15 protein-coding genes are annotated in these 22852 nt (G+C 72.1%); 12 read left to right on the forward strand and 3 right to left on the reverse strand.

Annotation, left to right across the window (positions count from 1 at the left end):
- Positions 1-313: 313 nt before the first annotated feature.
- The 7 genes from J2N69_RS22345 (at position 314) to J2N69_RS22375 (ending at position 14107) form a co-directional block, all read left to right on the forward strand.
- Positions 314-2335: a serine/threonine-protein kinase gene (locus J2N69_RS22345; RefSeq protein ID WP_230902321.1), complete on the forward strand. Its 2022-nt coding sequence runs from the start codon at positions 314-316 to the stop codon at positions 2333-2335.
- 137 nt (positions 2336-2472) lie between these two features.
- Complete coding sequence (locus J2N69_RS22350) at positions 2473-5238, forward strand: protein kinase (RefSeq protein WP_230902322.1); 2766 nt, start codon at positions 2473-2475, stop codon at positions 5236-5238.
- A 144-nt stretch (positions 5239-5382) separates the two neighbouring features.
- Entirely contained in the window at positions 5383-6963 is a 1581-nt protein-coding gene (locus J2N69_RS22355) for a serine/threonine-protein kinase (protein ID WP_269075623.1), read from the forward strand.
- A 134-nt stretch (positions 6964-7097) separates the two neighbouring features.
- The gene (locus tag J2N69_RS22360) at positions 7098-8675 is read left to right on the forward strand and encodes a serine/threonine-protein kinase (protein ID WP_230902323.1); all 1578 of its coding nucleotides are present in this window, start codon (positions 7098-7100) and stop codon (positions 8673-8675) included.
- Positions 8676-8784: 109 nt separating this feature from the next.
- Positions 8785-10476 (forward strand): serine/threonine-protein kinase, encoded by a 1692-nt coding sequence (locus J2N69_RS22365; protein WP_230902324.1) that lies wholly within the window; start codon positions 8785-8787, stop codon positions 10474-10476.
- 144 nt (positions 10477-10620) lie between these two features.
- Complete coding sequence (locus J2N69_RS22370) at positions 10621-12237, forward strand: succinic semialdehyde dehydrogenase (protein WP_230902325.1); 1617 nt, start codon at positions 10621-10623, stop codon at positions 12235-12237.
- A gap of 52 nt (positions 12238-12289) precedes the next feature.
- On the forward strand, positions 12290-14107 hold the full coding sequence (locus tag J2N69_RS22375) for a GMC family oxidoreductase (protein WP_230902326.1): 1818 nt from the start codon (positions 12290-12292) through the stop codon (positions 14105-14107).
- A gap of 79 nt (positions 14108-14186) precedes the next feature.
- Here the strand turns inward: J2N69_RS22375 and J2N69_RS22380 are convergent, their stop codons facing one another.
- The gene (locus J2N69_RS22380) at positions 14187-15257 is read right to left on the reverse strand and encodes an LAETG motif-containing sortase-dependent surface protein (protein ID WP_230902327.1); all 1071 of its coding nucleotides are present in this window, start codon (positions 15255-15257) and stop codon (positions 14187-14189) included.
- A 248-nt stretch (positions 15258-15505) separates the two neighbouring features.
- On the opposite strand from J2N69_RS22380, the gene J2N69_RS22385 reads away from it, so the two are divergent.
- The 3 genes from J2N69_RS22385 to J2N69_RS22395 all read left to right on the forward strand — a co-directional run bounded on the left by J2N69_RS22385 (position 15506) and on the right by J2N69_RS22395 (position 17727).
- The gene (locus J2N69_RS22385; RefSeq protein ID WP_230902328.1) at positions 15506-15874 is read left to right on the forward strand and encodes a hypothetical protein; all 369 of its coding nucleotides are present in this window, start codon (positions 15506-15508) and stop codon (positions 15872-15874) included.
- Between the two features lie 173 nt (positions 15875-16047).
- Positions 16048-16878, forward strand: coding sequence for a hypothetical protein (locus J2N69_RS22390; protein ID WP_230902329.1), 831 nt, complete (start codon positions 16048-16050; stop codon positions 16876-16878).
- A gap of 138 nt (positions 16879-17016) precedes the next feature.
- A complete protein-coding gene (locus tag J2N69_RS22395) occupies positions 17017-17727 on the forward strand; it encodes a hypothetical protein (RefSeq protein WP_230902330.1) in 711 nt (236 codons plus the stop codon).
- Positions 17728-18681: 954 nt separating this feature from the next.
- Here the strand turns inward: J2N69_RS22395 and J2N69_RS22400 are convergent.
- Positions 18682-19035 carry a chorismate mutase gene (locus J2N69_RS22400; RefSeq protein WP_230902331.1) on the reverse strand — a complete coding sequence of 118 codons (354 nt, stop codon included), beginning with the start codon at positions 19033-19035 and terminating at the stop codon, positions 18682-18684.
- Between the two features lie 398 nt (positions 19036-19433).
- On the opposite strand from J2N69_RS22400, the gene guaA reads away from it, so the two are divergent.
- A complete protein-coding gene (gene guaA / locus J2N69_RS22405) occupies positions 19434-21020 on the forward strand; it encodes a glutamine-hydrolyzing GMP synthase (protein WP_230902332.1) in 1587 nt (528 codons plus the stop codon).
- Positions 21021-21265: 245 nt separating this feature from the next.
- Here guaA and J2N69_RS22410 read toward each other — a convergent pair whose 3' ends face one another.
- A complete protein-coding gene (locus tag J2N69_RS22410) occupies positions 21266-21745 on the reverse strand; it encodes a pyridoxamine 5'-phosphate oxidase family protein (protein ID WP_230902333.1) in 480 nt (159 codons plus the stop codon).
- Positions 21746-21914: 169 nt separating this feature from the next.
- Here J2N69_RS22410 and J2N69_RS22415 point away from each other — a divergent pair, with 169 nt between their 5' ends.
- On the forward strand, positions 21915-22700 hold the full coding sequence (locus J2N69_RS22415; protein ID WP_230902334.1) for a class II aldolase/adducin family protein: 786 nt from the start codon (positions 21915-21917) through the stop codon (positions 22698-22700).
- Positions 22701-22852 lie beyond the last annotated feature (152 nt).

Raw genomic sequence — 22852 nt, forward strand, 5'->3', positions numbered from 1 at the left:
GCGTGCCGGGACGTACCGGCCTTGTCCCATGGGGTTGTTGAGTCTCCGTGAGGCAGAGCAGGCCGCAGAGACAGAGGGGAAGTGGAGGTGGTGCGGACCGCTCCCGGGCCACGAGGGTCGTGGTCAGGGCCTTGCCTGGACCGCTGAGCAGCGGAAGAGTGTCGCCCGTGGTCGGCGTGGCGCTTCCTCCCCGCGCGCGGGCCATGATGAGGGTCGATGGACCCTGGGCGCCGGCCGGTCCCCGAGTAAGGGACAATGAAGGCTCTGTCAGGGCGGGTTGCTCGGGTAGCAGCGGTAGCAGCAGAGGGGACGCATGTCGGACGCGGAGCAGACGGGTGAGGCCCGTCGGGACAGGAGCGAACGTCTCCTCGCCGGCCGGTACCGGCTGGGAGAGGTGCTCGGCCGCGGCGGCATGGGCACTGTGTGGCGCGCCAAGGACGAGACGCTGGGCCGTACGGTCGCGGTGAAGGAGCTGCGGTTCCCGTCGAGCATCGACGAGGACGAGAAGCGGCGGCTCATCACGCGGACGCTGCGCGAGGCCAAGGCGATCGCGCGGATTCGCAACACCAGCGCCGTGACGGTCTACGACGTCGTCGACGAGGACGACCGGCCGTGGATCGTGATGGAGCTGGTCGAGGGCAAGTCCCTCGCGGAGGCGATCCGTGAGGACGGCGTGCTCACGCCGAGGCGGGCCGCCGAGGTCGGCCTCGCCATCCTCGACGTGCTGCGCTCCGCGCACCGCGAGGGCATCCTGCACCGCGACGTGAAGCCGTCGAACGTGCTGATCGCCGAGGACGGCCGGGTCGTGCTCACCGACTTCGGCATCGCCCAGGTCGAGGGCGACCCGTCGATCACGTCGACCGGCATGCTCGTCGGCGCGCCCTCGTACATCTCCCCGGAGCGGGCGCGCGGGCACAAGCCGGGCCCCGCGGCCGACCTGTGGTCGCTCGGCGGCCTGCTGTACGCGGCGGTGGAGGGCGTGCCTCCGTATGACAAGGGGTCGGCCATCGCGACCCTCACCGCGGTGATGACCGAGGACGTCGACAAGCCCGTGAACGCGGGGCCGTTGGAGCCGGTCATCTACGGCCTGCTCGCCAAGGACCCCCAGCAGCGGCTGGACGACGCCGGGGCGCGCGCGCTGCTGATGGACGTCCTTCGCGCGCCGGAGGCGAAGGCGCAAGCGGAGCCGGAACCGGTCGAGGCGACCAAGGTCGTGCCGCTGCCGCCGGTTCCGCCGCAGACCAGGCTGACGAAGAAGGCGGGTGCGGGTGCCGCTGCCGCCGGTGCCTCCGGGTCCGTCGCGGGGCGCAAGGGCGAGGAGGCCGCGGATCGGCTGAAGGGGGCGCTGCGGTCGGTCCGCAAGGCCGCCGGGTCGGTGACGGGTGCGGGTGCCAGTACGGGTGCCGGTGCCGGTGCGGGTGTTGCGGCCGGTTCGGGGACGGGCCCAGGGGCTGGTTCCGGTTCGGCCGGTTCCGGTGCGGCCGGGGCCAGGAGTGGGGCCGCTGTGCCGTCGGCGCCGAGCGCGCCGCCGCGGGTGGCGCCCCGGGTGCCGCCCAAGGCGTCGCTCACCGACGTGGTGCCGCGCCGGACGCTGGTCATCGTGTCCGTGGTGGCTGTGCTCGCCGTGCTCGGCACGGTGCTCGCCTTCGCGCTGTCGAACGGTGAGGACGGCGGTTCCGGCCGGGACAGCAAGGGCGGCGACAAGGCCGCGTCCAGCGGGGCGACCGCGGGCGGCGAGGGCGGCAAGGACGCGGGCAAGGAGACGGACGGCGGCTCCGGTCCCGCCGACGACAAGGAACAGGGCCAGGGTCAGGGCAAGGAGCAGGGCAAGGACGACGAGCCGGGGTCGGACGAGGGCAAGGGGCACGACCCGAGCCAGGACGACGGCAAGAAGCCGGGTGACGGCGCCGCGTCCACGTACGAGCACGACCAGGGGTTCAAGATCGGGCTGCCCAAGGGGTGGAAGTACCAGTCCACGGGCAGGGCGGGCGCGCGGTTCACCGGGCCCGATGGCCAGAAGCTGCTGCTCGGTTGGACGACCACGCCCAAGGACAACCCGGTGAGCGACTGGAAGAACCAGGAGAACTACATGGTCCGGTCGCAGTACGACCGGATCAGGATCGAGAAGGTGGACTTCCGCGGGTGGAACACCGCCGACTGGGAGTTCACCTACGTGGAGGGCGGCACGAAGTACCGTTCCGTCGACCGCGGCTTCGTCGTCAACGGCGGGCTCGGCTACGGAATGATGTACACGGCCAAGGCCGACGACTGGAAGAGCGAGGAGCGGCGGGCCACGTGGCGGACCTTCACGAGGACGTTCGAGCCGAAGTCCTGAGCTGAGATCTCGTATCCCCTCATTGCGGTTCGCCCACGGCACGTATCGTGAAGGCTTGCGGGCACAGAATGCCGCAGCGAGCCACAACAAGCCGTAAGTCGATCGGAATTGACCACCGGGCGGACGGGGGAGGCATCGTGGACGACTATGCGGGACGGGTGCTCGCCGACCGCTACCGCCTGCCGCTGCCTCCCTCGGACGAGTACGAGCTGGCCGAATCCCGGGCCTTCGACACCTACAGCGGGCAGGAAGTCCTGGTCAGGCAGGTGCCGTTGCCCGAGGTCGTCGAGGCGGAGGTGCTCGACGAGGACGACCTGCCCGAGGGGTTCGTGCCCCGGGAGGGGGCGCGTCCGGGCGGCGCCGGGGTGCGGCGCGCCTCCGCGCGTACGACGCGCAGGCCCACGGACCCGGCCGTGCGGCGCGCGATGGAGGCGGCGCAGACGGCCGCGCAGATACCGGACCACCCCCGGCTCGACCAGGTCTTCGACGTGTTCGCCGAGGGCGGTTCGCTGTGGATCGTCAGCGAACTGGTGGCGGCGAGGCCGCTGGCGGCACTCCTCGCGGACCAGCCGCTGAGCCCCTACCGCGCCGCCGAGGTCGCGGCGGACGTCCTGGCGGCGCTGCGGGTGCTGCACGCGCACGGCTGGGTGCACCGGAACATCACCGCGCGCACGGTGCTGATCTGCGACGACGGCCGCGTGATGCTGACGGGTCTCGCGGCCGGCGCGGCCGAGGAGGCCCTGTGCGGGTACGACCCCCGGCCCGTCGAGGCGGGGGAGGCCGCTGGCTCGGCGGGGTCGGTCGGGAACGTGGCCGCGTATGAGGAGGGCGCCTTCGAGGGCGCCCACGAGGGTGCTGGGGGTGGCTCTGCGGGCCTTTATGGGGGTGCCTCGCAGGCTGGGTACGAAAGTGCTTCCCAGGCCGGTTACGAGGACCGGGGGATGCCGCTCGAGCCCGCACCCGAGGCGTACGACGAGGTCGAGTGGGGCGGGGAGCCGGGTCAGCCCGGGGGCTCCGCTCGGGGCGGGACGCGGGGCGCGCGCGGCGGGTCCGTCGCGGCGTATCGCCCGGGCGCCGCACGGGCCTCGGCACGGGCGGCCTCGGCGCGCGTCGAGGAGGAGCCGCAGCCCGGGAGGGCCACGGGTGTTCCCGGCCCACGAGGCGGCGACGCGGAGTCCGGGACGGCCGGGCGGATCTCGGACCCCTACGGAGTCGGCGGTACGAAGCCCTGGCACGGGGCGGTTCCGCGCGGCGGCGGCCAGAAGGACTTTGCGGCGCGGGACACAGACCGCGGCGGCCAAGGCGGCGGCCGGGGCGGCGACGGAGCCCGAGGCCCCGGGCAGGCGGGCCGGGGGGAGAACGGGGCCCGAGTAGTGGCCCCGCGCGAGTACGGCGGCGGCCTGGCGGACCGGGGACAGGGCGGCGCCGCCCACCCGCCTCACACCCCCGGCACCCCACGCGACACCCGAGGAGCATGGGACGGACCCGGCGGTGAGACCGGAGCCCCCCGCGGGCCCGCCACCGCTCTGGCCGCCGAGCGGGCCCGGCACGCGCGCATGGTGGTCGTCGGGGCCGTCACCGAGCGGTGGGCCCCCGAGCAGGCCGGTCCCGTACACGAGAACTGGCAGCTCGCCGCGCCGATCGGCCCCGCCACCGATCTGTGGGCCCTGGGCGCGCTGCTCTTCCGCGCCGTGCAGGGACACGCGCCCTACCCCGAGGACAGCACCGCCGAACTGGTGCAGGTGGTGTGCGCCGAGCCGCCCGCCTTCGCCGAGGAGTGCGGGCCGCTGCGGCCCGTGGTCGAGTCCCTGTTGCGTCAGGACCCCACCGACCGGCTGGACTTCGAGGAGCTGAGCGGATGGCTCCGCTCCCTGGTGCGCTCGGCTCCGGAGCCGGAGGCCGGGGCGCATGTCGTGCCGGTGCCGCCGTACGACGCCGGACGGCTGCCCGTCGTACGCCGTCGTGGTGAGGTCGTGCGCAGGCGCCGCGCCGCCGCGCCCGTGGCTGCCGGGGGGCACGGCCGCCACAAGCGGGGCAGGGGCAAGGAGACGCGGGCCGTCAAGGCCGCGCGCGTTCCCCGTGAGCCGCGGCGGCTCCGTGCGGCCCCGCCGCGTGAGGCCGAGCCGGTCCGTGAGGCCGCGCCGCAGCGGGTGCCGCAGGTTCGGGGCTCGGCGAGGCCCCGTTCGCTCGGGCGGCTGCTGCTCCTGGCCATCCTCATCGGGCTCGCCGCGGCGGTCGCGTACGCCATGTTGTTCCTGCCCAAGGCCGACGAGAAGGGGTCGGGCGACCGCGCCGGAGCCGTGGGCGAGGCGAGCGCGGACCCCGGCCACGAGGACGAGGGCGACGGCAAGAGCGACGGCAAGAGCGGCGACAAGGGTGAGGGCGAGGGCGAGGGCAAGGCCGGCAACAGCCCCAGTTCGCAGGAGGCGCGGACCAGCGGGCCCGAGGTGCCGCAAGGCTTCACCCTGCGCAAGGACACGGAAGGCTTCCGCGTCGCCGTGGCGCGCGGCTGGGACCGGCAGCCCAAGAACGGGCGCGGCCAGGTCCGTTACACCCACGGCGACTTCGAACTGCTCGTGGTGCCGGGGCGCGACACCACGGACAGCTACGGCAGCGACCCCATGAAGTACCAGCGGGAACACGAGCGCGAGCTTCAGCCGTTCCGCGACTCCTCCTGGGCCACCTCCAGCGGTATGCGCCGCATCGACGTGGGCGGGCGGGCCATGGCGGAGGGGCAGTTCACCTGGCAGGACGGACAGGGCCGTGAGGTCTTCGTACGCAACCTCGCGATGGTCGCGGGCGGGAAGTACCACGTGGTGCAGGTGCGGGGACCCGAGGCCGAACGGGACGAGGTGACGCGGCTGTTCGAGCAGGCGTCCAAGACGTACCAGGTCACCGATTAGCCCCTGGCACCGCGAGGACCGCCGACCCGCCCACCCCGGTACATCCACGGCATGCGTCACATAGAGGTCTCCGTGGGCCCCCTGCGGTTCCGTGCGCGCCGCTCTCTCCCTACCCTGACCCTGTCAAGACCATTGCGGGGGAACGTGAATCAGAGCCAGGGCCTGCTCCTCGCGGGCCGCTACCGACTCGGGGAGTCCATCGGCCGCGGTGGCATGGGCCGCGTCTGGCGCGCCCACGACGAGGTGCTGCACCGTGCCGTCGCCGTCAAGGAACTGACGGCCGCGCAGTACGTGCAGGAGGCCGACCGGACGGTCCTCCTGGCGCGGACGCACGCCGAGGCGCGGGCCGCCGCGCGGATCAACCATCCCGCCGTGGTCACCGTCCATGACGTCCTGGAGTACGACGACCGGCCCTGGATCGTGATGGAGCTGGTCGAAGGCCGCTCGCTGGCGGACGCGGTCAGGGAGGAGGGCCGCGTCGACGCCGTCGAGGCCGCCCGCATCGGCCTGTGGACGCTCAAGGCCCTGCGCGCCGCGCACGCCGCCGGGGTGCTGCACCGCGACGTCAAGCCCGGCAACGTCCTGCTGGCGCGGGACCGGCGGATTCTGCTCACCGACTTCGGCATCGCGGCGATCGAGGGGGACTCGACGATCACGCGCACCGGGGAAGTCGTCGGTTCCGTCGACTATCTGGCGCCCGAGCGGGTCAGCGGCGCCAACCCCGGCCCCGCCTCCGACCTGTGGGCGCTCGGCGCGACGCTGTACACGGCGGTCGAGGGCACCTCCCCGTTCCGGCGCGCCTCGCCGATCGGCACCATGCAGGCCGTGGTCACCGAGGAGCCCGCGCCGCCCGCGCACGCCGGCGTCCTCGCACCCGTCATCAGCGCCCTCCTGCGCAAGGACCCGGCGGCCAGGCCCACCGCCGCGGAGGCCGAACACATGCTCGCCGAGGCCGCGGAGGGCCGGCGGCCGAACACCGCGCAGGCGTACGTACCGACGCAGGCGCACGCCACGGGCCGGCGCCCGGCCACCACGGCACGGCGCGAGGCGGCCACCGCCGCCGAGGAGGCGCGGGGCGGGCCCCACACGGTGATCGAGGGCCACGCCTCCGCCCCGGCCCGCCCGGTGGGGAGGCGTCGGCGCGGGCTGGCCGTCGCCGCGCTGACCGTCGCGGCGGCGCTGCTCGGCGGCGCCGGTGTCTTCGGCTATCTGCAGGTCACGGGGGGCGGCGGCCAGGAGCGGTCCACGGCGGAGACCGCCGGTGAGACCGTGGGCGGCATCCCCGCCGACTGGCGGCGGGTGAAGGACCCGGAGGGCTTCAGCCTCATGCTGCCCCCGGGCTGGAAGCGCCAGACGGACGGGAACCAGATCGACTACACCCCCGACGGCGGCCGCCGCTTCCTGCGCATCGGTGTCGACAGGAAACCGCAGTACGAGACCGCGTACCTGCACCTGTTGGCACTGGAGAAGACCTTGCGGCTCCCCGAGTACCGGCGGCTGCACCTCAACTCCAACACGTTCCGCGACCAGCCGGGCGCCCTGTGGGAGTTCAGCTGGCAGGCCGGGGCGAACGACACCACCAGGGGCCCGCGCCGCGCCATCGAACAGACCTATCTCAGCCGTGACGGCGTGGAGTACGCCATCTACATGTCGGCCCCCGCCGACAACTGGGACGCCACCCGCGAGCAGTTCGACGCGATGCTGCGGGGTTGGCGCGAGGGCTGAGCGCCCCGCGCCCGCCCCTGGGGCGCGTGGTGCGCCCCCCGGCGCTCCCGGCGCGCCCGTCCCGTGCGGCCGGAACCCACCAGCCGCTCGGTGAGACGCATTCCGTTCGCACACGTGTGGGGCATGATGGCCGCATGGGGAGCCTGGGAGACCACGCAGGTGGGGGCAGCGCCCGTGTGATCGCGGGCCGTTACCGCCTGGAGGCGCGGCTCGGCAGGGGCGGCATGGGCGTCGTGTGGCGGGCCACCGATCTGCTGCTCGCGCGCCAGGTCGCCGTCAAGGAGCTGGAGCGGGACGAGTCGCTCTCCGACACCGAGGCCACGCAGGCGCGCGAGCGGACCCTGCGCGAGGCTCGGGCGGTGGCGCAGCTGCGGCACCCGCACATCGTCGTCGTCCACGACGTCGTCGTGCAGGACGAACAGCCCTACATAGTGATGGAGTTGATCGAGGGCGGCTCCCTCGCGGGCCAGATCGCGCGGCACGGTCCGCTGGACGCGCAGGCGGTCGCGCGCATGGGCATCAACCTCCTCGGCGCCCTGAGCACGGCCCACGAGGCGGGCATCCTGCACCGCGACCTCAAGCCCGCCAACGTCCTCGTGGAGCGGGCCACCGGCCGCGTCGTCCTCACCGACTTCGGGATCGCGCAGGTCAGCGGGGCGACGACGCTCACGGAGGTGGGGTCGTTCGTGGGCTCGCCCGAGTACACCGCGCCCGAGCGCATCGCGGGGGAGCGGACCGGACCGGAGTCGGACCTGTGGTCGCTCGGCGCGCTGCTCGTCACCGCGCTGTCCGGCGAGTCGCCCTTCCGCAGGGACTCCATCGGCGGGGTCCTGCACGCCGTCGTCTACGAGGAGATACGGCCGCCGGACAGCGCGGCACCGCTCCTCCCGGCCGTCCTCGGCCTCCTGGAGCGCGACCCGCGACGGCGCCTCGGCGCGGCGGAGGCGGAACAACTGCTGCGGGCGTACCTCGACACCGGTCACATGCCCGCGCGCTCGGGCCACGGCAGAACGGGCGCCGGCCTCCCGGAGCCCGGCGCGGCGCGCGTCCGCCAGGGGCGGGTCATGCTGATCGCCGGGGCGCTGGCGGCGGCCATGGCCGGGGCCGGGGTCTCGGCCGCCGCGCTGCTGCTCGGCAGGGACGGGGAGGGCGGCGCGCCGGCGAACACGGCCTCGCCGTCCACCTCCGTCAGCGGCCCGACGCCCACTGTGACGGTCACGCAGCACACCCGTACGCCCCAGCCGACCACGCCCCAGCCGTCCACGCCGCAACCGCCGGACGGGTACCGCCTGGCGAAGGACCCGGAGGGCTTCACGATCGCCGTGCCGAAGGGCTTCGCGCGCCGGACCGAGGGGCCCCGCGTCTTCTACGTCTCGCCGGGTGGCACCTACCGCGTCGGCATCAAGGAGTCCGACCGGAAGCCGGGCGGCCCGCTCGCCGCGCAGCGCCGCGCGGACACCGAGGGGCCGCGGACCCACCCCGGTTACCGCGACGGCGAGGTCACCGAGACCACGCGCAACGGCCGCCCGGCCGCCCTCCTGGAGTTCACGTGGGACGGCTTCCAGGAGCCGGCCGGTGCGCGGCGCACGTACGACCTGTGCTGGGAGGAGGGCGGCAGGATGTACGCCGTGTGGGTCTCGGGACCGGTGGCGGAGGCGGAGCAGGTGCGCAAGTACTTCGACACGGTGGTCGACACGTTCGTACGCCGGTGAGGCCCCGCGCATACGCCGGCGAGGCCCCGCGCCGTGGCGTGCATCGCCCAGGTCACAACTGGGGGGCCCGGCTGGAAACGGAGGCGCGCCGCAGGGTAGTCATGGGGGCATGAGTAATGACGGGGGAGCCTCCTACGGTCCGTACGAGCCCACGAGTTTCAATTTGCAACCGCCGCGCCGGCCCGGTGTTCCGGGGCAGCCCGCCGCCCCGGGCGCGCCTGCTCCGGGGCGCGCCGGGCAGAGCGGCGGCGCGCACCCGGGCAACCCGTACGCGCAGCAGGCCGCCGTGCCCGAGCCGGACCCCGGTGCCGGGCGGCTGATCGCGGGCCGCTACCGGCTGCTGGCCAAGCTCGGCCACGGCGGCATGGGCACGGTGTGGCGCGCCAAGGACGAGACGGTGGACCGCGAGGTCGCCGTGAAGGAGCCGCGGCTGCCCGACCACCTGCCCGAGCGCGAGCGTGCCAACGCCTTCGAACGGATGCGCCGTGAGGCCCGCGCCGCCGCCCGCCTCGACCACCCCGCGGTCGTCAACGTCCACGACGTGGCGGTCGAGGACGGGCAGCCGTGGATCGTCATGGAGCTGGTGCAGGGCCGCTCGCTCGGCGCCGCGCTCCAGGAAGGCACGTTGGGCGCGCGCGACGCCGCGCGCATCGGCCTGGAGGTCCTCAACGCCCTGGACGCCGCGCACCAGGCGGGCATCCTGCACCGTGACGTGAAGCCGGACAACGTCATGCTCGGCAGGCACGACCGGGTGGTCCTCACCGACTTCGGCATCGCCCAGATCGAGGGCGAGACCAACCTGACCGACACCGGCGGTTTCGTCGGCTCGCCCGAATTCATCGCGCCGGAGCGGGTGTTGGGCCAGCGTCCGGGACCGGCGTCCGACCTCTGGTCGCTGGGCGTCGTGCTGTACGCCGCGACCGAGGGAGTCTCGCCCTTCCGCCGCAACAACACCCCGGCGACACTCCAGTCGGTCCTCAACGCGACGCCCGCCGCGCCCGCCTCCGCCTCGGGACCGCTCGCCCGGGCCATCAACGGCCTGCTGGCCAAGGACCCCGCCCAGCGCCCGAACGCCGCGCAGGTCCGCGCCCTCCTGGAGGAGGCCGCGAAGCCGCCGCTGCCCGCGCCGACGCAGGTCGTCACGGTCGCGGGCGGCGGCACCGGACGCGACGGCAAGGGCGTCTTCCTGAGCCGCAAGGTGCTGGCCGTCATGGCCGGGGTGGTCGTCGCGGCGGTGGCGGCGGGCGTGCTGGTGGCGGTGAACCCGTTCGGCGGTGCAGACGCGGCGGAAGGCTGGAAGAAGCACAAGGCGACAGCGGTCGCCGCCACCGTCTTCGCGCCGGAGCAGTACGCGGAGAGCAAGCCGGAGGCGAGCGCCACGGACAAGACCTGGGTGCGGTACACCGACCCCAGCGGCGCCGTCTTCATCACGCTCGACCTCGCGGAGAAGGGCGACACCCTCCAGGACATCGCCGGGACGTCGGCAGCCCAGGCGTACGCCGACATGGAGAAGTTCAAGGAGAGCGGCGAGTCGTCGATCAGCAGGATGGGCAGTGACCCCGCGCCGGAGGGGAAGACCAAGGAGACCACCTACAAGGACCGGGCCTCCGCCGAGAACACGGTCACGTACACCGACTCGCAGACCGCGCTGCCGCACGAGGCCAAGATCTTCTACTACCGCACCAAGTCGGGGGACATGTACCGGCTGTGGATCGACTACCCGGGCAAGGGCGACTTCACGGCCCGCGGCCGCGAGGTGGCGAGGACCGCGATCGCGAAGCTGGAGCTCGACAAGCTCTGAGGCGGGTGTCGCGAGGGGCGCGGCGGGCGTCAACGCCCTGATCAGCGGCTTTGTCGCCAGCAATCACTGGCGCCGTGTGAGTGGCCCGTGAAGCCCGTTACCGATGGGTACCCAAAACCCTGACGTGGGCCTACGCTCACGGGCATGACGGACTCGCAGGCCACCGCAGCGCCCCTCGGAACCAACCCGACCGCCCCGGCCCCCGCAGGCGCGCGTACCGCCGCCGACGTGGTCACGCCCGAGCTGATCGCCCAGCTCACGCGTGACGTCATCGGGTCGGGGCGCACGGCCAACCACACGCCGTTCACCGGCGAGAAGCTGGCCGACCTGCCCGAGTCCACCCCCGAGGACGTGGTCACCGCGTTCCAGCGCGCCCGCACCGCCCAGATCGCCTGGGCCCGCACCCCGGTGCGGCAGCGAGCGGCCGTCCTGCTCCGCTTCCACGACCTGGTGCTCCAGCGCCAGGCCGAGGTGCTCGACCTGATCCAGCTGGAGACCGGCAAGGCCCGCCTCCACGCCCACGAGGAGATCCAGGCCGTCGCGGTCGCCGCCCGGCACTACGGCCGCAAGGCCCCCTCGTACCTGAGCCCCAAGCGGCACACCGGCGTCGTCCCGGCCCTCACCAAGGTCACCGAGAACCGCCAGCCGCGCGGCGTCGTCGGGCAGATCGCCCCCTGGAACTACCCGCTCGAACTCTCCATCGGCGACGCGCTGCCCGCCCTGGTCGCGGGCAACGCGCTGGTGATGAAGCCCGACACGGAGACCTGTCTCACCGCCCTGTGGGCCCGTGACCTGATCATCGAGGCGGGCCTGCCGTCCGAGGTCTTCCAGGTCGTCCTCGGCGAGGGTCCGGTCGTCGGCCCCGAGGTCGTCAAGCACGCCGACTACGTCTCCTTCACCGGCTCCACCCGCACCGGCCGCGAGGTCGCGCGGGGCGCCGCGGCCCGTCTGGTCGGCGTCTCGCTCGAACTCGGCGGCAAGAACGCCATGCTGGTCCTGCACGACGCCGACGTCGACAAGGCCGCGGCAGGCGCGGTGCGCGCCTGCTTCTCCTCCGCGGGCCAGCTGTGCATCTCCATCGAACGGCTGTACGTCCACGAGTCCATCGCCGACCGCTTCGTGGAGCGCTTCGCCGAGCGGACCAGGGCGATGCGGCTCGGCACGTCCCTCGCGTACGGCGCCGACATGGGCTCGCTCGTCGGCGAGCGGCAGCTGGAGACCGTGTCCCGGCACGTCGAGGAGGCCGTCGCCAAGGGTGCCACGGTGGTCGCGGGCGGCGTCGCGCGCCCCGACATCGGCCCCTACTTCTTCGAGCCGACCATCCTGGACGGCGTCGAGGCCCCCATGGCGGTCTGCGCCGAGGAGACCTTCGGCCCGGTCGTCTCGATCTACCGTTTCACGGACGAGAACGAAGCGGTCGAGCTGGCCAACTCCACGTCGTCCGGCCTCAACTCCTCGGTCTGGACGAAGGACGGCCGCCGCGGCCGCGAGATCGCCGCCCGCCTGCGCACCGGCACCGTCAACATCAACGAGGGCTACGCGCCCGCCTACGGCAGCGTGCAGTCCCCGATGGGCGGCATGAAGGACTCGGGCCTCGGCCGCCGGCACGGCTCCGAGGGCATCCTCAAGTTCACCGAGGCGCAGACCGTCGCCCAGCAGCGGCTCGTGCCGATGGCGCCCTCCTTCGGCCTCGACGACGAGAAGTACGCGGCGTTCATGAGCACGAGCCTGAAGGTCATGAAGGCGCTTCGCCTGCGCTAGCGCCCCGAAGAGGCGCGGGGAACCGCGCGCCCGTTCTCAACGAGGAGAGTCGATGTCACAGGACAGCTCTGTCCGGAACCAGGCGGGTGACGAGGCGTCGTACGACTACGACGTCATCGTCGTGGGCAGCGGCTTCGGCGGGGCGGTGTCCGCGCTGCGCCTGACCGAGAAGGGGTACCGCGTCGGGGTACTGGAAGCCGGACGGCGCTTCACGCGCGCGACGCTGCCCAAGAACTCCTGGGACCTCAAGAACTACCTCTGGGCCCCCGCCCTCGGCCTCTTCGGCATCCAGCGCATCCACCTGCTCGGCGACGTCATGGTCCTCGCGGGCGCCGGAGTCGGCGGCGGCTCACTGAACTACGCCAACACGCTCTACGTACCGCCCGCGCCGTTCTTCGAGGACCCGCAGTGGAAGGACATCACGGACTGGCAGGACGAGCTGCGCCCCTACTACGAGCAGGCCAAGCGCATGCTCGGCGTGCGGCTCAACCCGACGACGACGCCCTCCGACGTCCACCTGAAGGCGACCGCCGAGGCGATGGGTGTCGGGGACAGTTTCCACATGGCCCCCGTCGGCGTCTTCTTCGGCGACAAGGAGGACGCGGACGGTACGTCGACGACACGGCCCGGCGGCGAGGTACCGGACCCCTACTTCGGCGGCGCGGGTCCTTCGCGGCGGGCGTGCACCGAGTGCGGCGAGTGCATGACCGGCTGCCGGCACGGCGCGAAGAACACCCTCAACGAGAACTACCTCTACCTGGCCGAGAAGGCCGGGGCGGTCATCCACCCGATGACGTCGGTCGTCGCCGTCACCGAGGACTCGCGGGGCGGCTACGCGGTGGCCACCCTGCCCACCGACGACAAGCGCAAGGGCAAGGGGCGGGTCTTCAAGGCCCGCAAGGTCGTCCTGGCCGCCGGCACGTACGGCACGCAGACGCTCCTGCACCGCATGAAGGACACCGGTCTGCTCCCGCGCATCTCCCCGCGCCTCGGCACGCTGACGCGCACCAACTCCGAGGCCCTGGTGGGCGCCCAGACGACCGACCGCCGCTACCGCAAGCGGCACGGCCAGAAGCGGGTGGACTTCACCAAGGGCGTCGCCATCACCTCGTCGATCCACCCGAACGCGACCACGCACATCGAGCCCGTCCGCTACGGCAGGAAGTCCAACGCCATGGGCAGTCTGACGGTGCTTCAGGTCCCGTACAGCGTGAAGGGCGGCAAGGCGCGGGTCGCCGGTTGGCTCGGCAACGTCGCCCGCCACCCCTCGCTCCTGATCCGTTCGCTCTCCAACCGGCGCTGGTCGGAGCGGACCATCATCGGCCTGGTCATGCAGTCGCTCGACAACTCCCTGACCACGTACCGCAAGGAGAAGGGCCTCGGGAAGGGCCTGCTCACCGCCCGCCAGGGCCACGGAGCCCCGAACCCCGACCAGATTCCCGAGGCCACGCGCGCGGCGACGCTCCTGGCCCAGGAGATCAACGGCTTCGCGGGGTCGAACATCGGCGAGTTGATGGGCACGCCGCTGACCGCCCACTTCCTCGGCGGCTGCCCCATCGGCGACTCCGCGCGGACCGGCGTCATCGACCCCTACCACCGGCTCTACGGCCACCCGGGGATCTCGGTGGTCGACGGCGCCGCGGTCTCCGCGAACCTCGGCGTGAACCCGTCCCTGACGATCACCGCGCAGGCCGAGCGGGCCATGTCGTTCTGGCCCAACAAGGGCGGCGAGGACCCGCGTCCGGCGCAGGGCCGGCCGTACGAACGGCTCACGGCCGTGGAACCGAAGACCCCGGTGGTCCCGGCGGACGCCTTCGGCGCGCTGAGGCTGCCGTTCCTGGGGATGCCGGCGGTGCCGCCCAAGAAGTGAGCGGGGCCGGAGATACACGTAAGGACCTGCGCCCCCCTCCGAGCGCAGGTCCTTCCGCGTGATCAGGTGCCGCTGTGCCTTACGCGGCGGTGTCGCTCTTGCGGCGACGTACGACGAAGACCGCGCCCGCGCCGACGACCACCGCGGCGCCGCCGACGAGGCCGATGGCCGGCAGTGCCGAGCTGGAGCCGGTCTCGGCGAGGCTGCCGTCCACCGGCCCGTCGGCGGTGCCCTGCGGCGCGGGGGTCGAGGTCGCGGACGGCGTCGCCGAGGGCTGCGCGGTCGGCGTCAGGGTCGGCTTCGGCTTCGGCGTACCCGGGTGCTCGCTCTGGTCGGCGGCCTTGCTGATCGTCAGCGGCTCGTACGAGCCGGATTCGCGCGTGCAGTCCAGCTCGGAGTCCACATAGTCACCGAGGCCGAAGGCGTAGCCCTTGCCGGCCGGGGCCTTGACGTTGACGTTGAGCCGCAGCTCGATGTCGGCCATCTCCTCGGCGCCGAGGTCGATGACGCCGTGGGCGACGCCGCCCTTCTCACTCTTGACCGACTTCCAGGTGTCGGTCTCGGGGTCGAGGTACTGAAGGGTGGCGTACTTCCGCAGCCAGCTCTGCTTGTCGGCCGTCTTCGACTTGTTCTTCAGGAACACGGACCACTCGACCTCGCCGAGCGGCTCGTCGGTGGGGTTGGTGGCGGACAGCTCGAACGGGTGCCAGCCGCTGCCCGCGACGATCTTCTCGGGCAGGCCGGAGAACTCGATCTCCAGCACGGAGTCGGGGTCGACGCCGCCGCCCTTGACCTTGCACTTGCCCGGCTTCTTCTCGTCCTCGTCCTCCGCGGTCCCGCCGGGCTCGCCCGTCTTGGACGGCTTGGTGGGCTTGGTCGGCTTCTCGGTCGGAAGCTGCGGCTTCGGCAGGGGAGTCTTCTTGGTGGGCTTGTGCGTCGGGTCCTGCGTGGTGTCCTGCGCCGGGTCCGGGGTCTGCTTGGGCCCGTCGGTGGTCGTGCTCGTGGGGGCAGGGGTCTTGTCCTGCCCGGACGACGCGGCCGTCGAGGAGACAGATCCCTCGGCCGCGAACGCGGCCGGTGCGGACAGGAGCGCCAGCGGCGCTACGACAGCCGTGGCGGCCGCTGCTGCCATGGCACGGCGAAGCTTCATGAGACCTCATAAAGTCCGGCGCGCCACCTGGTCGGCAGCGCGGAAAGGGAAGTTCCCGCGGTGGGCCGCGGATGTGGCTGTTGTTACTGCATGCATGACCTGCGATCCCGGTAAATGGTTGTCCTCGCCTTCGCCGAAATCTTGTGTGGCCTGCATCACAGACCTTGTGTCGTCGAGACGGGGTGCCGTAGAACTGCCCCCGCCCGAGGGGGCGATGGGGGAACGAGAGAGCAGGGGAGGGAAGAGCGTTGGCCATACCCGACGAGGTGTGGGAGCAGTTCGAGAGGGACAGCGAGCGGGACATCCGCTCGACGGCGCCGAAGGAACCGTCCGCGCGTGCCCGCATGGTGGCCGAGAGGCTGCGGCGGCTCGACGAGGAGGCCGCGCGCCAAGAGGCCGAGCGCAAGGGGCGGTTGCGCCGCCGGCGCGCCAGGCGTGATGACGCCGAGCCCGTGCGCTGGCGGCCCGACGACTGGCGTGCGGCGCCCACGGGTCCGCGCCGCGACCCGCGTTCCGAGCGCGGCCGCCGGGTGTTGAGCGTGGTGATCGTGATCGGTGGCATGGCCTTGGCGATCGCGCTGCTCAGCCCGTTCCGGTTCTGGATCTGGGGCTGGTGAGTGGGTCTCAGGTGATCGGTGGTCCCGCGTGCTCGGTGGGTCTCACGTGATCGGCGGCTCCGGCGCCCGGAACGGAACCGGACGCGATCTTCCTCCGTCGTAGAAGGGGTGCGAGTGACCGCGGCCGGGCCAGGGACAAACGGCCGGGCCGGGAACAATCTGAGGGAATGATCGTGAAGTCAGCTGTGTCGCGTGTCGTGGTGGCCGTGTCGATCGTGGCTGCTCTCGGGGCGGCATCGGCCTGCGGAGGAAGCGGCGGCGACGACGGCGGGAAGTCGAGGAAGCCGGGCGCGGGTTCCGCGAAGGGCGGCGCCGCGGCCGCCCGGCTGGAGAAGGCGGCTCTCGCGACGGGTGACGTCAAGGGCTACGAGGTGGAGAAGCCGAAGGGCGCCGGGAATCCCGGGAAGGCGGGGAATCCCGGGCAGGTAGGGAACCCTGGGAAGGCGGGGAAGGCCGACCCTGCCGGGTGTGTCCCGCTTGCCGACATCCTCGGCACCGGCACCTCACCGAGGCCGGAGGCATACGTCAGCCGCACCCTGACCCGTACCGACGACAAGGACTCCACGACGACCCGCGTCGGACTGTCCGCCTATGCCGAGGCCGACGCGGAGCGCCTCATGGCGGACCTGCGGGCGGCGTCGAAGGCGAAGAAGTGCGCCACCTTCCACGTCGGCGGCCACCGCTACTTCGGGGTCAGGCCGACTGAGGCGACCGGGGCGGCTGGGGCGGCTGGGGCGAACAAGCCGAACGTCGGCGGTGACGAGGCGGTCTCGTACAAGCTGGCCCACCCCATGGGTGAGTACGTGGCGCGGCAGACGATCACAGTCGTACGCGACGGCGGCACGCTCGCGGTCTTCGACGCGTCGAACCTGTACGACCCCGAGGGCGTCCAGCACGACCGGGAGGCCGAGCGGAACGGCATGGAGAGTGTCGGCACGCCCAAGGCGGACGAGGACCCGAAGGTGGCGGCCGCGATCGTCGACGCGCAGCTCGGCAGACTCTGATTCCCCGCACGACCCGTACAACCTTTTCGGCGGTTTCTGATCGTTATGCAAATCGCTGGCAAAGTCGGCGAGTTTGCGGCTTTCATTTCGCCTCGGCGCGGGTGTGTCACCTGCGCCGCGTGAAGGAAAGTAGGAAACGTGAAGTCATCTGTGTCTCGGGCCCTCGTGGCCGCGTCCGTCACGGCCGCGCTGGGTCTGACCGCAGCGTGCGGCAGCGACGACGGCGGCAAGAAGCCGTCGGAACCGGCCAAGTCCGCGCAGGACCCGAAGCCGTCCGCCACGAAGCCGGCCGTGCTGTCCGCCGCCGACCTCGAGAAGGCGGTGCTCGCCAAGGGCGACCTCAAGGGCTACAAGACCGAGAAGCTGTCGGCGGCGGACATGCCCGCGCAGACCGTGGCCGCCGAACCGGCCACCTGCCAGCCGCTCGCGGACATGTTCATGTTCGCCACCGACCCGGCGTCGAAGGCCCGCGTCGGCCGCACCGTGACCGGCCCCGACGAACTGGACGCCACGATCACCACCCTCGCGCTGCTCGCCCACGAGCAGGACGACGCGGAGAAGGTCATGGCCGGTCTCCGTACGGCCACGCAGAAGTGCAAGGCGTACGAGCACGTCGGCTCCAAGTACCGCGACGTCGCCCCCCTGACCGCCCCGAAGGTGGGCGACGAGGCGGTCTCGTACAAGCTCGTGGGTTTCATCGAGGGTCAGAAGACGCCGATGAGCTTCACCGTGGTGCGCACCGGTTCGACGCTCGCGGCCTTTTACTCGATCAACCTCCTCAAGCCGAAGGAGTTCGGCGTCTCGGAGAAGATCGTGGACGCGCAGATCGCCAAGGTCGAGAAACTGTAGAGCAGCTTTCTCGGGGGTGGCCGGTTGCCGCTCGGCCGCCCGCCCGACTGATCGAAGGGCCCCGCGGGACAGACCCGCGGGGCCCTTCGCTTTCGGCACCGACGTCAGGGCGGCGTCGGTGCCTGGGGCGGCGCCCGGGGGGAGTGCGCCGCTGCCTGTGCGCCGGTGACCGACCCGGCGCACCGAGGGCGCGCGCGTGGTATCGACCAATGGCGATGAGCTGGTGGACGGAAGCCTGCTGGCCCTGTCTTGATAGGCATCGTGCTCGATGGGCTGTCGGGGACGCAACCATTTCGACCACATCTGTTTCGACCCGTCCATAGCCGCATCTATGCGGAAAACGTCCGGGGCGGCCAAGACGGTCGAGAGGCGGATTCCGGCCAGGGCGGGCGGGGACCTCGGCGGGGCGGGCGTGGCCTGTGGAACGCGAGCTGATCTGGGCCGATCTGGGCAGATTTGGGTTGATCTCGGGGGAGGCGAGCTGACCCGGCGGTGTGCGAGCTGATCGGGAGGTATGCGAGCGATCCGGAGAGAGATCAGTCGACTCGGGCGGGGGCGAAGGCCAGTCGATTGCGGGCGGAGGGCAGGCGATGCCGGCGGAGGCCGGTGGTTCCGACCGGTTCGGGACGGAGGCCGGTCGGCCCCGGGCGTCCCCGGAGCCGACCGTTCTCTTGGGTGACCGGGCTGCTGTCCCCTGCCGTCCGGTCACATCGCTGGAGCGAGGTCCCACGGCGTACGACATGATCCGTACGGACCCGTACGCCTCATCGCTCCAGCGGAGCCACGCGTGGTTCTTGCGGGCCCGCCCCTGGCTGGCACGGACATCCGGACCAACGAAGCCTGCCCGGAACCGGTCACGCGCCGTACGGGTGAGAAGCGACCCGAACTCAGGTCCGCAGCCGCCTGTCGCCTCGTACCCAGCCGCCCGACCGCCCAGCCGCCCGGCCGCGAGGCTCAGACGCGGCCCCGGCTCAGCTCCAGGAGCGTCATGGCGAGCGTCGTACCGGGCTTGCCGAGCGCGTCCCTGTAGTGGGCGAGGATCTCCATCTCGCGGGAGAGGTTCACTCGGCGTCCGCCCGAGGTGATCCGGGCCTCCTGGATCACGGCCGAGACGGCCATCCGTTCCTGGACGAGGCCGATGATGCGGTCGTCGAGCGCGTCGATCCGCTCCCGGGCGTTCTCGATCACCCCGACGGCTTCGGGGGTACGGGCGCCGGTCTTCTCGGCGGGGGTGACGGCGGGGGCCCCGGCGGAGGCGGCGGGCGCAGCCGGGGCGGGGACGGTAGCGGTGGTGGCGGTGGCGTTCATGCGGGGCTCCTCATGGTTCGGCGGAGGTGCCCCGGAGCGACAAGGCCCGGAAATGACAGAACGCCCCGGGCCTTGTCGGCCCGGGGCGCCTGGGAAGTCGCTTGTCAGTGGATCAAGCAGCTCGACCATGGCAGCCGGCGGGCCGGTTGCCATAGGTAAAGAGGAAGCCGAGGTGCTTGTTCACGGGGCCAGTATGCCCCCACGTGCGCGGGCCCGGTCAATCCGGTCCGGCGAGCGGCTCGGATGCTGAGACGGCTGTCCAGACCGCGTTCGCCTGGGGCAAGGTCTGTCGGATGCGACGAGGGCGGCCCCGCCGAGCCCGGTAGAATCGACAAAACAGACCCCCTGCACACGCACTGAGCCTCTCGCTCAACGCTCAACGCCGGAAGGCCGCCGCCGTGCCATCAGCGCCCCACGCTGCCGCCGCTCCCGACACCGTTCTGGTCGTCGACTTCGGAGCGCAGTACGCCCAGCTCATCGCCCGTCGCGTCCGTGAGGCACGGGTCTACAGCGAGATCGTGCCGAGCACGATGCCCGTCTCCGAGATGCTCGCCAAGCAGCCCGCGGCGATCATCCTCTCCGGTGGCCCCTCGTCGGTGTACGCGGAGCACGCGCCCACCCTCGACCGCTCCCTCTTCGAGGCGGGCGTCCCCGTCTTCGGCATGTGCTACGGCTTCCAGTTGATGGCGGCGACCCTCGGCGGTACCGTCGACAACACCGGCGCCCGCGAGTACGGCCGTACGCCGCTCGCCGTCTCCAAGGCCGGCTCCACCCTCTTCGAGGGCACCCCCACCGAGCAGTCCGTCTGGATGTCGCACGGCGACGCGTGCAGCGCGGCGCCCGAGGGCTTCACCGTCACCGCCTCCACGGACGTCGTGCCGGTCGCCGCCTTCGAGGACGACGAGAAGAAGCTGTACGGCGTGCAGTACCACCCCGAGGTGATGCACTCCACGCACGGCCAGCAGGTCCTGGAGCACTTCCTCTACCGCGGCGCCGGCCTCAAGCCGGACTGGACGACCGGCAACGTCATCGAGGAGCAGGTCGCCGCGATCCGCGAGCAGGTCAGCACCAAGCGCGCCATCTGCGGGCTCTCCGGAGGCGTGGACTCCGCCGTCGCCGCCGCCCTCGTACAGAAGGCCATCGGCTCGCAGCTCACCTGCGTGTACGTGGACCACGGTCTGATGCGCAAGGACGAGACCGAGCAGGTCGAGAAGGACTTCGTCGCCGCGACCGGTGTGCAGCTGAAGGTCGTCGACGCCCAGGAGCGGTTCCTGAACGCCCTCGCCGGGGTCTCCGACCCCGAAGAGAAGCGGAAGATCATCGGCCGCGAGTTCATCCGCGTCTTCGAGCAGGCCCAGGCGGAGATCGTCGCCGAGGCCCCCGGCGACCAGCCCGTCGAGTTCCTGGTCCAGGGCACGCTCTACCCCGACGTGGTCGAGTCCGGCGGCGGCACCGGCACGGCCAACATCAAGTCCCACCACAACGTGGGCGGCCTCCCCGAGGACCTCGAGTTCAAGCTCATCGAGCCGCTGCGCAAGCTGTTCAAGGACGAGGTCCGGATGGTCGGCGCCGAGCTGGGCCTGCCGGACGAGATCGTCCAGCGCCAGCCGTTCCCCGGCCCCGGCCTCGGCATCCGCATCGTCGGCGAGGTCACCAAGGAACGCCTCGACCTGCTCCGCGAAGCCGACGCCATCGCCCGCGAGGAGCTGACGAAGGCCGGCCTCGACCGCGACATCTGGCAGTGCCCGGTCGTGCTGCTCGCGGACGTCCGCAGCGTCGGCGTCCAGGGCGACGGCCGCACTTACGGCCACCCGATCGTGCTGCGCCCCGTCTCGTCCGAGGACGCCATGACGGCCGACTGGACGCGCATGCCGTACGACGTCCTCGCCAAGATCTCGACCCGCATCACGAACGAGGTCGCCGATGTGAACCGCGTGGTCCTCGACGTCACGTCGAAGCCGCCGGGGACCATCGAGTGGGAGTGACCTCCCGCACCCCCTGAACGGCGCCGTCCGCCCCCGTGGCAGACGGCGCCGTCCGCTGTGTGGGGGCGGCGGGACTCTGCTCGGCGCGCGGCCCCGCAGACGACCCGGCCCACGGTCGAGCGCGCGGCCGGGCGCCCGGCGTGACGTCGCGTGTGGTGCCATGCGGTGCGATGCCGGGTGCGGCGCCGGTCGACGCGTGAGCCGCCGGGTGGGCCACCGGTTGGGCCGTGGGCTGGGCCGTCGAGTCACGTCCGACGCGTCGTCCGCAGGGGTGCGCCGGGCTTCCACAGCTGTACCGCCAGGTACGTCCCGTCCTCGATGTACGTGCGGACCACCTCCGTCAGTTCGGTGCGGAAGAGATGGAAAGCCGCGGGGTCCGGCGGATTGACCGCGTCCGCATAACGCGCGACGACCTGAGGGTCCCGCACCTCCACGGCCCGTCCCGCGATACGGACGTCGCCGCCCGCCATGTCGGAACCGGACCCCGGATTCGCCTGGAGCGCGAACCGCGGGTCCCGGCGCAGGTCGAGCGCCTTGAGAGAGCCCGGCATCATGCCCAGCCACAACTCCCCGGACAGGAACCGGACCTCGAGCCCGGTGGTACGCGGCGCTCCGTCCTTGCGCAGCGTGGCGAGGACATGGTGGGTGAACGCGCCGAAGCGCTTCTCGACGATCTCGGCGAGGCCGGGCTCCGCCGCGACGAAGGCTTCCCAGTTGTACGACATGCCTTGAGTGTGTCGCCGATACCCGACATCTCCTGTCGCCTTTGCGCACCCCGTCCCCGGACCTCTCCGACCTTCCTCGCTTCCGCCTCTCCCGGGCGGCGGCGCCCCCCTGTTCTCCTGTACGTGCCACCGGTACCTTCCGCCTCGTACGGCCAGGGATGGAGGACACATGCAGGCGCCCACACCGATCCCCGTCGAACGTTTGCAGTTCACGCTGCCGCCCGTGCACGACTCGGCGGCGGACGAACGCCGGCATCGGAAGGAACGCCTCGCCGGGGCACTGCGGATCTTCGGACGGCTCGGGTACGAGGACGGGGTCTCCGGGCACATCACCGCGCGGGACCCGGAACACACGGACTGCTTCTGGGTGAACCCCTTCGGAATGCCCTTCAAGCACATCACCGTCAGCGATCTCGTCCTCGCCAACGCCGACGGCCAGGTGGTCGAAGGGCGTCACCACGTCAACCAGGCCGCCTTCACCGTGCACGCCCAGGCGCACCTGGCCAGGCCCGAAGTCGTCGCTGTCGCCCACTGCCATTCGCTGCACGGCCGCGCCCTCTCCACGCTCGGCGAACTCCTGGACCCGATCACCCAGGAGGCCTGCGCCTTCTACGAGAGCCACGCGCTGTACGACGGCTACACCGGCGTCGTCGTGGACACCGAGGAGGGGCGCAGGATCGCGACCGCGCTCGGCGGCCACAAGGCGGTGATCCTGCGCAACCACGGCCTGCTCACCGTGGGGGACTCCGTCGACGCCGCGGCCTGGTGGTTCCTCTCCATGGAGCGCTCCTGCCAGGTCCAGCTGAGCGCACGCGCCGCGGGTCGCCCGGTGCTGATCGGCCACAAGCAGGCGGTGCAGACCCGTGAGCAACTCGGCAGCGATCTCGTCGCGTGGATCAACTACCAGCCCCTGTGGCAGGACATCAGCCGCAGCGAACCGGACCTGCTGGCCTGAGGCAGCGGCCGGCCCCCGCGGCCGCTCCGTCAACGCGCGCGTGGCCCATTCACCCCCGCTGACCTGACCCGTGGGATTCGCTCGCCTTTCAGTGCGGCACAATTCCCTTTCTCTGCTAGGCAGTTCACAACAGGCCTCAAAGGCTCCGAGGG

Origin of the sequence: Streptomyces huasconensis (assembly GCF_021028635.1) — a bacterium.
Classification (GTDB): Bacteria; Actinomycetota; Actinomycetes; order Streptomycetales; family Streptomycetaceae; genus Streptomyces; species Streptomyces huasconensis.

What these genes read in the sequence shown, in the direction of transcription:
- J2N69_RS22410 (WP_230902333.1), bottom strand. Translation starts at nt 21,745, where the DNA reads ATGTCGTACAACTGGGAAGCCTTCGTCGCGGCGGAGCCCGGCCTCGCC.
- J2N69_RS22415 (WP_230902334.1), top strand. Translation starts at nt 21,915, where the DNA reads ATGCAGGCGCCCACACCGATCCCCGTCGAACGTTTGCAGTTCACGCTG.
- J2N69_RS22380 (WP_230902327.1), bottom strand. Translation starts at nt 15,257, where the DNA reads ATGAAGCTTCGCCGTGCCATGGCAGCAGCGGCCGCCACGGCTGTCGTA.
- J2N69_RS22370 (WP_230902325.1), top strand. Translation starts at nt 10,621, where the DNA reads ATGACGGACTCGCAGGCCACCGCAGCGCCCCTCGGAACCAACCCGACC.
- J2N69_RS22360 (WP_230902323.1), top strand. Translation starts at nt 7,098, where the DNA reads ATGGGGAGCCTGGGAGACCACGCAGGTGGGGGCAGCGCCCGTGTGATC.
- J2N69_RS22400 (WP_230902331.1), bottom strand. Translation starts at nt 19,035, where the DNA reads ATGAACGCCACCGCCACCACCGCTACCGTCCCCGCCCCGGCTGCGCCC.
- J2N69_RS22345 (WP_230902321.1), top strand. Translation starts at nt 314, where the DNA reads ATGTCGGACGCGGAGCAGACGGGTGAGGCCCGTCGGGACAGGAGCGAA.
- J2N69_RS22375 (WP_230902326.1), top strand. Translation starts at nt 12,290, where the DNA reads ATGTCACAGGACAGCTCTGTCCGGAACCAGGCGGGTGACGAGGCGTCG.
- J2N69_RS22365 (WP_230902324.1), top strand. Translation starts at nt 8,785, where the DNA reads ATGAGTAATGACGGGGGAGCCTCCTACGGTCCGTACGAGCCCACGAGT.